Raw genomic sequence first — 13,295 nt, forward strand, 5'->3', positions numbered from 1 at the left:
GGAGCAAATTTCCCCATGAATAGACCTTCATGGATTTTCACTGTCACTGCCGTTATCACGGCTACAACCGGGCTACCGGCCTACGCCGCCACCATTAACCAAGGTGATCCGGTTGTCATAATTCACGCTAATGGACCACAAGCTAGCGTCTGTACAGCCGGCTATGTCGACAAGACCAATTCGCAAATCTACACAGCAGGTCATTGTGGACAAGAGGGAGACACAGTGACGGATGGGACCTTTCAGAAAATTGGAGTTTTCCAACCGTCTCCCACCTATGACCATTCACTAGATACGGGAAACGATATTGGAGTTGTCTCGCTTGACGATCCCGCTACTGCAGGCGTGAATTCGTATTCGGGCGACTCAATGCTATCCCCCACAGATGTTCAAACTGGCGAGACTGTCTGCATCTACGGAAACACCACGGGGAAAGTTTCCTGCGGTTTAGCTGCTGATCGAGATGCATACAAAACCGACGACAATGCTCTGCAGGTTCAAAACGTACACGCTCAACGAGGCGATTCCGGAGGGCCAGTATGGGTTCCGGATAAAGGTGCTGTCGGTGTTGTTTCAACTACCTGGAACATCATCGATGGGAACGGGCAGCAGCTGGGTTCCTATATCACCGCTAATTCACCCTGGTAAGAGGGCTGTGTTTGCGTAGGGCTTCCTGATGGGGTGGGAAAAAACAAGCCTACGTCTTTTTACAGCCCAATGGGTTCTGTGCAGTCACCTGCACAGAACCCATTCTTGTTATTAGGCCTGCTGGCGCCGAGCCCAGAACCAACCGCAGGCTGCGATTACCGAACCAAACAGCGTCCAGAGAAGAACTCCGTTTCCACCGGTCTTTGGCAGCTTGCCGGTCTTGGTGTCGGTCACCTGCATAATCATGAGTTCACCGGAGCCTTCGGCCTTGATAAGCGGGCTACTGCCGCCTACCACCGAGACGGTGTACTCCTTAGTCTTTTGATCGATTGAGATTTCAAAAGCTACTGGCTCTGGCAGCAGGCTGAGGCCTGCCGGTGCCATCGTTTCTACGAGGTAGAAAGTGCCAGTTTCAGTAATTTCAATTGACTTCTGATCAGGCGTGATGGTGTAAACCGGTCCTCCACTGAAATCCGGTTGACCACCAGCCGAGGGGTAGATATCGAAGGTCGCACCACCGAGTCCCGGCAAAACCTTGACTCCCTCACCATCGACATACTCCGCCTTTTCCAAGGTCAGCTTGCCCGGCTTGGAGTCCGGCGCTTCGTAGTTATCGACGACACAGGAAATGGAAGATAGGACCTTGTTGGATTCCGACATCTTTACGCGGAAACCGAACTCGCCCACATTCTCCACCTTGAGAGGTGAAGTCTTCCCGCCTCGGGTTTGGGTACACACAGCGTTGAAGTCACCGGTGGAATCCAAGGTGTCACCGCGACGGAACAGGGTGTAGCCCTGCTTCTGCGTCTCAGTCAGAACCAACGACTGCTCCCGCTCGCTTTCAATGTTCCACGATGCAGTGCCCTTATCCGATTCGGATCCGGAGGTCACCTTCATCGACTGGTGAACCAACGGGCCATTACCAGAACCGATGACATTGTCATTTGCGGACAGGGTGAACTCCCAACCAGGGGCACCGTCTTCGAGAACCTTGCCGTTTTCATCGACAATCCTCTTCTTGACCTTCACTACACCGTTGCAACGAGAAGCAAGTTCTTCACCGATCTTCTTCATCTGCGCGGCGAGCTGTGAGTACTGCCCAATCCGAATGGTGTCGCCGGCACCGGAGATATCCTCGCCCATGGTCTTGACACCACGTGTACCGTAGGTCCACCTTGACATGTTCGAAGTGACTGTCACTTGCGTCCTATTCGGCAACCGTTCAAACACCTGCAAAGCCCGATTCGGCGCCAGCATCGCGGCTCTCTCTAGGTTCGCCATAATGAGCTCGCCGCTATCGTTTTGTCCTTTACGTTCCTTGTCGTTGTAGTTTGCTTCTCGCGCGCCCTGAATCCCGGAGTTGATTCTGTAGTAGACACCAGGTTGTTGCGGAACTTCGGCATTCAGATCGATGCGTTTGATGTCCTTGAGGACATAGTCTTGCTCAACAACCCAATTTTTGCCCGTATTTCCGCCAAGCGTCAGATCAACCATGATCGGTTCAACACGGGTACCGGCAGCTTTGAGTTCGTTGGCTGCCTTGATTGCGTCGTTGAGAGCACTAGCCTGAACGAATTCACCACCGATGCCCTTACCCTTGATTGTCGAGGAGGTCGTGGGCATACCATCCGTGATGAAGTACACCACGTCGTAGTCGTGATTCTTGACCTGCTTCAGGCCCGCTTCCCAGTTCGTAGCGCTGTTATTTGAGTTATAGTTCCAGTTCTGAACTATGTTCCTTGCCTGCCGGACACCCTCATCCGACTGCATTGAAATATAGGGTGGGTTCTGACCGTGTGTCGTTCCAGCCTGATTAGCCGGACCGCTACTTGCGAAGTTATAGATGCCGAGCTCAGCTGGGGTGCCCTGCAGGGAATCGATAAATGCATTCGCGGCCTTTTTAGATGCTTCGAAACCATTAGTATCTGCGTAACGGAGCGATGTCGAAAGGTCTGCCACTACAGCAATGCGCAGACCACAACGCTGCGGCATCGGCGGGTTAGCAACTCGACCGTGCACCCACTGAGCTCCATCTGGTGGCGAGATAATCTCCGGTGGTTTTGGCTCGCCCTTTTTCTCTCCGTAGACGTCAAGAGTGACCTTCAAATTCTTGTTCTGCGAAAGATTGTTAGTGAAGGTGAATACCGCATCCTTCGGCACTACGGCAGAGTCAACCGGCTTGCCATCCTTTACCGGCACGACTTCCATAGTGATGAAGCCGTTGCCAATATTGACGTTGCGCTTCTGCAAGGTCACGCCTGGCTCGATCTGGTCCAGAGTGAGGTTGTACTTCTGCGGATCCAAGAAGGTCGCGTCAGTCTCGATACGCACGGTTGCGTACTTCATGTGAGATTCCTCAGTCACCTTAGCCGTAAAGGCATTGGGCTTCTTCGGATCTACTGGGTCAGCTTTAACTGCAAACTCGTGACCGATGGCATCAAAGTGACGCCCGTCGACAGCCGGTGGTTTGGGGTCTTCGGGAGAATCTGAGCAGTCTTTTACTTCGCCGCTCAGGTTGAAAGTCCACTCGGTACGAGTGTTCGGAGCGAGCTTAAACCCTGGCTGCGCTACTGCAGTGACCTTGACTGTACCCGGCTTGTTCTGCTCGTATACGTGGGGGCCAGCCGGCCTCTTCTCTGCGTTGAGGTAGTAATCAACACCCTTAGTGTCCGGGATATTGATGTAAGCCTTTTCCACGCACTCCGGTGCAGTCGCGGGATCGACAAGAGTTGGGTCCGCGGGAGTTACCGTTCCGGGTTCTGGCTCCGGATCCTCCGGCTCGGTGGGTTCAGTGGGGTCAGTCGGCTCCGTTGGGTCAGTAGGATTGGTAGGTTCCGTCGGGTCAGTTGACGGATCTGTCGGCTCACTTGGGTCGGTTGGCTCAGTAGAGCCGTCGGGAGTACCGCGGAGGGTTATGGCCACGTCGCCAGTTGCTTTCTGGGCAGTATAGCGAAGGCTCAGCGTGACTTTGTCGCCCGCCTTTACTGCTTCGTTCAAACCCTTGTGCACAACTTCAAGCGGCGCCTGTCGGGGATTGCCACTCGGGGTAATCTGCGGAGCAATCTTCTTCCCATTAATCTTGAGTGTATATTCCTGAAGATACCCTGAGCCCCCAACATTGAATTGCAGGCTGTCAATAGTCGCATCGCTGTCGATTGTGAACTCGTAATCAGGAGTGGGGCGACTATTAACATTCTTAAACTCATACTTCGGCGGAGACGTCGGAATGACCTCTGTCTGCGCCTGCGCCTGCGGCACGGTGGGAGCAAAAGCCTGACCGCTGACAACGAGAGCTACCGCTAGCAAAGCAGCCAAGAACATGCGAAGCGTAGTTCGCATTGAATCCGGCAAGCGGAATGTTGTCGAAAACATTAGTTCTTCCCACTTTCTGAGTTCTTCTTGCTAGCAGCGATAATGACGAATCCTCCGCCGATTAGTGCTGCAGCGACGGCTACCAGCCCTGCTACCTGCACACCGGTGAGTGCCAGGGAGCCAGATCCTCCGCTACTTCCCGAGCTTGAGGATGAACCCGACGAGCCCGAAGGCGTCGAGGTACCAGGCTCACCAGGTGGCATGGAAGTAGTCGACGTTGTCGTCGAGGTTCCCGGTTCACCCGGAGTTGTCGGAGTTGTCGGCGTCGTCGGAGGCGTCTTCGGCGGGGTCGATGTTCCCGGCGTAGTCGGCGGTGTTCCCGGTGGCGTTGTCGGAGGGGTCTTCGGCGGAGTCGTTGGAGGTGTCGACGGTGGTGGCGTCTCCCCCGGCTTATGCGACTTCGCCACAATGACGCCCTCTACCGGCGTGGAGTCATAGCCCGCACCGTAGAACGGCACCGATACCAAGAAGGAGTTGATCTCCCGGTAACTGTCATTCGGAGCCGTCGAGGTCACAAGATAGATGCCCTCCGGCAAATCACTGAATTTAACAGAGCCGTTTTCGTCAGTGACCTGGCTGAAGTGGAGGTCTTTCGGCCACTCGGCAAGCTCAGCTGCGGTGGCGTTTTCCACCTTCTCGCGGTCCTGCTGGCTCGCCGGCGAGATTCCCTTGAGACGTTCCAGATGAATGGTCACGCCAGAAATAGAGCCCGATGCCGACGAATTATCATCGTCCGGGTTTCCTGGGCTCAAGGTAATTCGCACAATGTCAGTGCCGCTCGTTGCTGAAACGCCCGGAGCGTCCACGCGTCCAACAATCCTGGCCGCGTTGGCGTCATTCGCGCCAACTGCACCCATCACTGCAACCAGAGCGCAGGCAGCTAAGAACGCAGCTATCCGGTTCCAGGTGGATGTCAAATATTTATTCATTGTCGTTTTCCCACCACGAAGTGTTGTTATTATCCTCGGACGCTGATTCGCTGCCGTCAGCGAGTTCATCGCTGTCTGCGTCGCCATCAGCAGTCTCGACGTCCGCGTTCTCGGCGACGTCGTCAAGCTCTTCGTCGGCGTCGAGGCGTTGGCGCCAGAGCCACCACGCAAAGCCTGTGCCAAGCACAAACACCGCTACGAGCAGGGCGTACATCCACCACTGCCATCCAGCTCCGTGCGTTTGGTCGAAGACATTGCTTTCCGACGGATCCATCGGCACTTGGTGCCCACGCACTAGCAGACGATGCGTGTTGATTCCGTAAGGGGTGCAAGTGATGAGGGTGATGTAGTCCTGGCCGTCAACGGGACGAAGATCATCGGTCTCATGCGGAAGTACAACCTTGATTTGATCAATTTCGTACTTCAGCTTGTGGCCTGCGACCTGGATATAGAAGGCGTCTCCCTCTTTTGCTTTCCGCAGGTTATCGAAGAGCGTTACGTTAGTAAGTCCGGTGTGACCGGTAATGATGGAGTGGGTTCCAACACCGCCGACTGGAAGATCGGATCCGTATAGGTGTCCGAGCCCCTTGGCGAGCACCTCATCACTGGTGCCGTGGTAAATCGGCAGGTCGGCCTGAATCTCTGGGAAAATCAGACGCGCCATCACGTCGGTAGCGTTTAGCTGATCGAGATAAGCGGCGTACTCGGGGTTGTGGTCATTAACTTCGTTAAGCCACGGGTCCAGAATCGGGCCGGTGGTTTGGCGCTCGTTGTAAGCGTGAGCGCGTTCCCACTGTTCATCTTTAACTTCTTGGGGTACGGACTTTTCCAGCTTGGCAAACTCTTTGGCCGCCTTAGAGGTGCCGTAGTTGTTCAATGCCGTGGAGACAACCGGGTACAGCATCACAAGCAAGCCCACAATCACCAAAATTGCGGGGAGAACCATGCTGTTCTTTTTCGCCTGCTCAGGCTGTTCAGGCCGCTCAGCTGATGCGTCCCGCGTCAGAGTAGACGCAGAGTGTTTACCCACGGAGGAACTCCCAAGAAGTCAATCAAAAAGGGATGTGGCCTTTCTCTTTCTCACCGGCGTAGAGATGCCTGCTGTTGAAAAAGAGCACATCGAAAGGCCGCAACAGTAATTTCAGTGATGCGCAAACTACAGGAATGGCGTGCGCTGTTGAACGCACGCTATTCCCTCAACACTGGAGCTAAAGCGCTCCAGTGGCCGAGCCTTTACTCGGATTTAGTTCTTGGAACCGCGGCGGGCGAACCATGCACCAGCTGCGACGATAGCTGCACCGATAGCAGCCAGGATGCCAACACCGGCACCACCGGTCATCGGCAGGTTCGGGGTGGTGTCGTCGGAGTTAACAACCTCACCCGGGTTAGCGCCGACCTGGACGGATGCCAGCTCGTAAACACGCTCCGGGGCAGTCTGCTTAGCAACCAGCTTGAACTCGAGTGCCTCCGGCAGCAGCTCCTTACCCTTCGGAGCCTTGGTCTCAATCAGGCAGTAGTGGGACTGTTCGCCTTCGACAACCTCAGCGTTGTCTTCGAAGTCGTTGACGTGAAGACCGGTAATCTTGACGATACCGTCCTGGCCAGAGACGAAGGTGGTCTTCACCTCGTCACCCTGCTGGCCGTTAACCGGAGTCCAGGAGTCCTTCTTGGTGGTGTCAATGTCGGAGCACTTCTGGCCAGCAGCCTGGCGGACAATCTGGAACTCGGCACCTTCCAGAGCGTTGCGGTCGCCATCAACCTTCTTGAACTGCACGCCACCCCAGTAGGTCTTGACCTTCGGAGTCTCCTTCGGAGTGCTGTTCTCGGAACCGTCCGGGTTGTTCTGGAAGACCAAACCGGTGTTCGGCGCGATGTCGGTAGCTTCCTTGAACTGCGGCTTCAGCGTGGTGGTGATGGTAACGACGACCTTGTCACCAGTACCAAGAGTCTTTGCAACGTCTGGCTTCAGGTTGACATCGACATTGTTGCCCTCGAAGAACTTACCGTCGCGGTCGTCGGTTTCGGACAGAGCCCGCTCCGTACCATCTGCCTTGACAACCTTGACATCAACCTTGGTGACTTCCAGCTTCGGGTCAATCTGGTCAGTGATCTGGAACTGGGTACGCTCCGTGTTCGGCTTCAGCTGGCGAGCGGTACCCGTGACGGTGTAGACCAGCGCTTTGTCGCCGGCGTTCTGGTCCTTGTCCTTAACGGTCTTGGTCGGCTCTTCATCCTTGTAGTTCTTCGGGAATGCGTGAACGTCGTAGTTCCAGGTGGTGCCCTGAGTCTCGTCGCCTACCTTGCCATTGCTGGTCATCGGAACGAAAGCGATGAACGGAACAGCCGGGTCATAGCCTTCCTTCGGACCGGTCTCAACAACCAGGTAAGCGCCAAGAGCCAGATCCTGGCCAACGTTCCACTTGCCGTCCTGGTCGGTCGTGCCGGTTGCGACCTGCGTCAGGGTACCGTTGTCAATCAGAGCCTGAGTCGCCTGGGTACCAGTAGCGAACTCGCCAGCCTTCAGCTTCGAAGCAGCCAGCAGACCCTCGTTGGTGGTGACATCGATGGGGGTAGCGCCATCTGCAGTCTTGTTGATCTTGTAAACGGTGAAGCCGACACCTGCGAGCTTCTCGCCACCATTGGCAATAACGTCCTGGACGTCAGCTTCGGTACCAGACGGCTGACCTTCGCTGGTCGGGTTACCGAACTTATGAATGGTGAGCGAGCCCTTGGCGTCCTTATTTACCAGAGGGGAGTTGCCGGCAGCCTGGTTGACGGCAGTGTCCTGAGCGATTGCAGCCGGGGCGGAGACACCCATCGACAGACCGACGATGGCAGCGAAGGTTACCGAGCGGGCGGTACGAGAGAACTTATTCACGAAAACAGGTCCTTTACAGAAGTCCAAAATGAAGCGACAGGCTTCAATACGTCTCGCGATTCACTCCAGACGGCGACACCAACGTTCCCCGACTTGCCAAAACTGAGATTTTCCTTAAGGGAAAGACCAGTCTGTCTAACCTTTTAAGCCTAAGCGTTATGAACTTTAACGTTTACTGGCTGAAACATTGCAGTTCAAGCCCATTGCTCGCTCAGTTAATAGCGCTCAGTGAACCGCTTATAAATAACTCAACTCGTTTCACTTCCAATCGATACCCGACGGTTACACACCGCCAAACCAAGCATCCAAGAAACCTACACAAACATAAGAATTGCAAGAGATTAATATCTTTTTATCGAGGTCACAGCGGTTTTTTCCAATCGCAGCCAAACCCCTCTCAATTCCCCACACAATCAAACCCACCCAAAAATGGGGGTAGGCAATTGCCCTATAGCGATGGCTCCTATGTCTAACCATTACCGCCGCAGAGCACGCCGGGAAAATGAGGACTTATCAACCTTCTTGTGTTTGCTGTCACAGCATCGTCGGTAAGCGAAAGCAAAAACCGTTTGAAGCAAAACGCCCCGCGGTGCACCACCCTGTGCTAGGACCTGTAAAGCACAGAGGCAGTAAGCGACACGGGGCGCGCTGTGGCGTCACAAGAGGCGTTTAGAGAACCGCCCAGTAGTGAACATCGTTGTAGCCGTTGAGCTTGAGGACGTCACCAATCTGATCGACCTTCTTCTTGCCCTCAGGGGTCATGCCATCCGGCATGATCTGCACGTCAGCGCTGTGATCGCCGGTGAAGGTGATGTTGACGTAGTCCTTGCCATCGCGGTGCTCAAGCTCGAAGACGTAGCGGTTGACGGCTAGCTTGCCCGAGTGGAGGAACCCACCCTTGCCCGGAGCGACAACTGCAGTGTCAGCAGAGTTTGCAGGTGCAGCTACTGCCTGTGCGGCAGTGGCAACCGGAGCGGCAAGCACGAGTGCGCCCACACCCCAGACACCGATTTTCTTCAACATGCTCATAGGTACTTCCTTATCTTCTGTGTTTCTGCAGGGTTTCTGCAGATTTGTTCTGTGTTTTTCTGCGACTGCCGGCGCCGCCGTTGTTCGACGGCGTTCAACAGCCACAGCCAATGAAATTGGTCAACTAGTTGAGGCTGAGCCCCAGCGCCCTAGTGCTCTGATCTAGCGCACTGGATTAGCGCACTGGAGTGGCCTCGACGATGATGTTGTCGGCGTAACCCAAGGTGCCGCCGACGAACTCGCCTCCGCAGGTGATGAGGACCAAGCGGTTCTCACCAACTGCGTCGTTGACAGCCTCGGGCATCTGGGCGCCCTTGACCACCTGGATTGGATCCTTGCTGACGGTGAAGTCTCGGCTTTCGCCATCTACCTTCACCGTGACAGTGTCACCAGCCTTCAGGTCAGCGAAACGTGCAGCGTAACCATCGCCCTGGTCCACCTCATTGACGTGGCCGGTAATGACGGACGATCCAGCAGCACCTTTCTCACCGGGAATCGCGGAGGCGGAATACCAGCCCAGGCGCGAAACATCGGTCGGCGGAATCAGAGATCCTTGATCAGTCAGCTGAACGAAATCAATCGGAGCCGACTTACCATCAATGAGCATCTCCATCTCGTGCACAGCTCCCCGAGAACCCTGTGCTGGAGTGGGCAGATTCTCCTGCGCACCATCGAGCGTCGAATCATTGCGATTGATCTGGCCAATCACCAGCAGAGCGATAACGCCGATTAACGCGATAGCGGCGATATACATTCTTGGCTGCTTCCACCAAGGCACGCTTTGTAGGTCTTCGACTTGGCTGTCGGCCGGGTCTTCGGCCTGGTCAAACGGATCAACGTGGTCGAGTGCGCCAGTTTCGGTTTCCGGTTCGATGCCTGGTGTGTTTCCAGGTTCCTTGCCGGTCTCGTCCGAGCCAAACTGATCAGTCATGGAATCTCCTTAGTTGGTGGCTACCGTCGGCAGAGCGTGAGTAGCCAAACCGGTCGGGCCAGACGGAACCGAACTAATTGCACGTCGTTCCGAGTTCGGAGCCAACGGCTTTCCGTGGTTCTTCTGCTTATCCTGGCCAGTGCCACCGATGATGGTGACGTTGGTGTTGTTCTGCTCCGAGTGCTGATTAATCACAGTGGTCGGGGTGGCAGAGTCGCTGGTAGGTGCAGAGGAATCGTCGTTAGGCGTGTTCTGCTTGCCCTCATCCTTTGGATGCTCAGATGGCGTGTTCTCCGGGGTCTTGCCGTTCGTGACAGTCTGCTCCGCAGAGTTGATGTCCTTGTGGACAGCAACTTCCTTGCCATTGGCATCGGTCAGAGTCTCGAAGGCAACCTGAGAAGCGCAGTCGCCGTCGGTGATGATGATCGGAACATCAACCGTGCCGGCGGATGCCGTCGGCACAAAGTGCAGGCGGCTCCTAGCGCCAGTGGACTTGCCCGTCTCCTTGCACATCAGCTCACCGGTCAACGTGTACTTCGTGCCCGGCTTCAGGCCAGTGAAGTGCACGGTGTCGATGACGACAGCACCCTTCTCGACCAGACCCTTGCCGGCAATACCGGCAGTGGTCGTGATAGCTGGGTTGTCCTCAGATTGAGCTGGGGTGCTCGGGTGGTTCGGCTTGCTCGGCTTTTCCGGCTGGGCAGGCTTGCTCGGCTTGGACGGCTTTTCCGGCTGAGCGGGCTTAGTCGGCTTGCTCGGCTTTTCTGGCTGAGCGGGCTTGCTCGGCTTGCTCGGCTTTTCCGGCTGAGCAGGCTTAGTCGGCTTGCTCGGCTTCTCCGGCTGAGCAGGCTTAGTCGGCTTGCTCGGCTGAGCAGGCTTAGTCGGCTTGCTCGGCTTGGACGGCTTCTCAGACTCGGACGTAGACGGAGTTGTCGTCTCAGACGGCTCTTCCGGCTGTGTCGTCTCCGGCTGCTCGGACGGCTCATCGTCGCTCGGCGTTGCCGGAACCGTGGACGTGGTCGGCTCAGTCGAGCTGGTCTCCGGTGCGGTCGTCTCCTCGGACGGAGTTTCGCTTTCCTCAGTCGGGGTGTCTTCCGGCTTCTCCGGAACGTCGCCGGTCACGGTCTGGCTAGCGTCGTTGATATCTGCGTGGTCAGCGATCTCATTGACCTGACCAGCGCTTTCCTTACCAGTCGAGTCGACCTCATCAGAGGTCAGGTGCTCGAATACGACAGCCTCGGCAACAGGAGTCTGAACAGAGTCAGACACCTCAAGAGTGACAGTCACAGTACCGCTTGCCGACGTCGGCTTGAACGTCGCCTCGCCATGACCAATCACAGAGCCATCAGCCTTATTAACAAGTTCACCGGAGAGGGTGTAGTTCTTACCAGGCACCAGGCCCTCGAAATGTACGGTGTCGACAACCTTGGCATTAGCCTCAATGCGGTTGCCCTGAAGCTCAGCTACCGTGCGTAGCTCCGGCTCCAGCGGCGTATCAGCGGGCTCGCTCGGCTTGGACGGTTCGGTAGTCTCAGTCGGCTCGGTCGGCTCCGTGGTCTGCGACTCAGTGCTGTCAGTCGGCTCGGTCGGCTCCGTCGGGGCAGCCGGCTTCGTGGACTCGGAGGCGTTAGGAGTAGTCGTCGAAGAGCTCGGCTGCTCTTCGCTTTCCGACGTCGTCGGAGCCTCAGACTCACTGGTCTCAGAAGTAGCGGTCTCGCTGGACGACGGCTCCGTTGTTTCCTCGGTTGTCTCCTCGCTCGTCGGAGTTTCTTCGGAGGTCGTCGGCTGTTCCGGCTTTTCGCCGTGAACGGTCTGAGCTGCGTCGTTAATGTCCTCGTGGGAGGCGATTTCTACCGGCTGACCATCGGCGTTGTCCTGGCCATCGGCGGTGACCTCTGTCGAGGTCAGCTTTTCAAATGCAACAGCAGCGGAAACCGGCTCATCCACATCATCGGAGACGGTAATCATGACAGTCTGTTCACCCGAAGAGGTCTCCGGAGTGAATTCGACGCTGCCGGTACCCAAGATGCGATCAGCATTGGTCTTGTCCACCAGGGTGGCATCCAGGCGGTAGTTCTTACCCGGAACCAGGTCAGTGAACTTCACGATGTCCTTAACCACAGCGCCCGCAACAATCTTGTTGCCGTTTAGGCGAGCCTGAGTGGAGATCGACGGCTTAAGTGTGGTCGGCTTCTCCGGCTCGGACGGCTTGGTCGACTCGGACGGGGTCGTGGTCTCCGTAGGCGTGGTCGGAGTAGTCGGCTTCTCTGGCTCGGTTGGCTGTTCCGGTTCGGTCGGCTTCTCCGGTTCAGACGGCTTCGTCGGCTCTGCTGGAACCTCACCGGAAGACGGAGTGACATTGTCAATCACAATGATGTCTTGTTTCTTACCATTGTTGAAAATGTAGCCAGTGCGGTTCGTACCGTCGACGGTGCCCTGACCGACGTTAGCCGGACCAGTGAGGTAGTCGTAGACAGCCTTCGTCGATGGGTTGTGAATGCCCTTGGAGAAGTCAATGTCATCGGAGAAGTGCCACAGAGCGAATTGAGTTGCGTTATTCGCATCCAGCACATTCAGACGGCCTTTAACTCCAGCTGCCTTCCCCAGTTCATCCAAACCAACAGCTGGCGAACCGTGGTGCGCAATCCAGTTGAGCTTCCGGTATCGGTCAAAGTCGTTCCGCAGCTTATTATTGGTATCTGTACTGCGCGAGAACTGACTGAAGTTCTGCACACGACCGGTGTCATAAAGATCACCGCCGACGCTGGCCTCAATGCAGTAACCCATTTTGTGGCTACCAAATGGAGTTGCAGCCTCGTCAAATGCCGCAATGAGTGGCCCAAAATTACGGACATTTCCATTGGCTTCAACACCCTCAACGGTTCCAGGAACACTCAGAATCTTCTGAATCGTCAGGGTTTCGCCAGTGTCCTCTGGCTCCTGCGCATGCGCAAGTATCGGAGATTTAGCGAAGAAAAGAGCGAGCACAGCCATGAAGCTAAAAAGCGCCAACCAGCGCTTCTCGTTTGTAAAACGACCGAACATGAGCCCTCCCCCTTCCTTCGATTTCAGTGCGTTATACACTTTTCGCTACCTTTCCAGCCTTCAATTAACAATCAATGACCACGCATAAGCGTCTCCAGCCCCCATCACAGGTAGCCCAGTTGACATCGCCTTCTAATTCTCATTTATAGCGTTGGCCGCCCCTGAATATAACAAATACATTTTATGTTTGTTGAGCCATTTAATTGCCACCCCTCTTGTCATTTATTTCAATATCAATAATTATTGTTTGCATATTTTTTCTGGGGTAGACATTTGGACACCACACGCATGCCGAAGTTCCACTTTCCTCCATGACATCTGGCCATTCAACCCATAAAATCACGATTAACCTGCGCATATGAAGTTTTTTCAATGAATCCCCACCCATTAATTTGGGTTAGAATGTCTCCCATGTCACGATTTTCATAATTGTGAGTTACGGCACAAATGACACCCCACCCCC

Annotated in this window: 8 protein-coding genes; 1 reads left to right on the forward strand and 7 read right to left on the reverse strand. The window is 55.4% G+C overall.

Going from position 1 to position 13,295, the window contains the following annotated elements; translation table 11 throughout:
- Positions 1-15: 15 nt before the first annotated feature.
- Complete coding sequence (locus HMPREF3011_RS09720; protein ID WP_070841448.1) at positions 16-648, forward strand: trypsin-like serine protease; 633 nt, start codon at positions 16-18, stop codon at positions 646-648.
- 111 nt (positions 649-759) lie between these two features.
- On the opposite strand, the gene HMPREF3011_RS09725 is transcribed toward HMPREF3011_RS09720, so the two are convergent.
- The 7 genes from HMPREF3011_RS09725 to HMPREF3011_RS11605 all read right to left on the reverse strand — a co-directional run bounded on the left by HMPREF3011_RS09725 (position 760) and on the right by HMPREF3011_RS11605 (position 12,832).
- Positions 760-4,020, reverse strand: coding sequence for an LPXTG cell wall anchor domain-containing protein (locus tag HMPREF3011_RS09725; RefSeq protein ID WP_141764759.1), 3,261 nt, complete (start codon positions 4,018-4,020; stop codon positions 760-762).
- Positions 4,020-4,949: an isopeptide-forming domain-containing protein gene (locus HMPREF3011_RS09730; RefSeq protein ID WP_070841449.1), complete on the reverse strand. Its 930-nt coding sequence runs from the start codon at positions 4,947-4,949 to the stop codon at positions 4,020-4,022. Before HMPREF3011_RS09730 ends, HMPREF3011_RS09725 begins: the two co-directional genes overlap by 1 nt.
- Complete coding sequence (locus HMPREF3011_RS09735) at positions 4,942-5,955, reverse strand: class C sortase (RefSeq protein WP_246821554.1); 1,014 nt, start codon at positions 5,953-5,955, stop codon at positions 4,942-4,944. Before HMPREF3011_RS09735 ends, HMPREF3011_RS09730 begins: the two co-directional genes overlap by 8 nt.
- A 237-nt stretch (positions 5,956-6,192) precedes the next feature.
- Positions 6,193-7,827 (reverse strand): SpaH/EbpB family LPXTG-anchored major pilin, encoded by a 1,635-nt coding sequence (locus HMPREF3011_RS09740; RefSeq protein WP_049190894.1) that lies wholly within the window; start codon positions 7,825-7,827, stop codon positions 6,193-6,195.
- Between the two features lie 669 nt (positions 7,828-8,496).
- On the reverse strand, positions 8,497-8,856 hold the full coding sequence (locus HMPREF3011_RS09745) for a hypothetical protein (protein WP_005511660.1): 360 nt from the start codon (positions 8,854-8,856) through the stop codon (positions 8,497-8,499).
- A gap of 175 nt (positions 8,857-9,031) precedes the next feature.
- Complete coding sequence (locus HMPREF3011_RS09750; RefSeq protein WP_070841451.1) at positions 9,032-9,787, reverse strand: class F sortase; 756 nt, start codon at positions 9,785-9,787, stop codon at positions 9,032-9,034.
- A gap of 9 nt (positions 9,788-9,796) precedes the next feature.
- Complete coding sequence (locus tag HMPREF3011_RS11605; RefSeq protein WP_070841452.1) at positions 9,797-12,832, reverse strand: VaFE repeat-containing surface-anchored protein; 3,036 nt, start codon at positions 12,830-12,832, stop codon at positions 9,797-9,799.
- Positions 12,833-13,295 lie beyond the last annotated feature (463 nt).

Origin of the sequence: Corynebacterium sp. HMSC074C04 (assembly GCF_001838295.1) — a bacterium.
In the GTDB taxonomy this organism is placed as follows: Bacteria; Actinomycetota; Actinomycetes; order Mycobacteriales; family Mycobacteriaceae; genus Corynebacterium; species Corynebacterium amycolatum.

Coding starts and splice junctions, on each gene's coding strand:
- HMPREF3011_RS09720 (WP_070841448.1), top strand. CDS start 16: ATGAATAGACCTTCATGGATTTTCACTGTCACTGCCGTTATCACGGCT.
- HMPREF3011_RS09725 (WP_141764759.1), bottom strand. CDS start 4,020: ATGTTTTCGACAACATTCCGCTTGCCGGATTCAATGCGAACTACGCTT.
- HMPREF3011_RS09730 (WP_070841449.1), bottom strand. CDS start 4,949: ATGAATAAATATTTGACATCCACCTGGAACCGGATAGCTGCGTTCTTA.
- HMPREF3011_RS09745 (WP_005511660.1), bottom strand. CDS start 8,856: ATGAGCATGTTGAAGAAAATCGGTGTCTGGGGTGTGGGCGCACTCGTG.
- HMPREF3011_RS09750 (WP_070841451.1), bottom strand. CDS start 9,787: ATGACTGATCAGTTTGGCTCGGACGAGACCGGCAAGGAACCTGGAAAC.
- HMPREF3011_RS11605 (WP_070841452.1), bottom strand. CDS start 12,832: ATGTTCGGTCGTTTTACAAACGAGAAGCGCTGGTTGGCGCTTTTTAGC.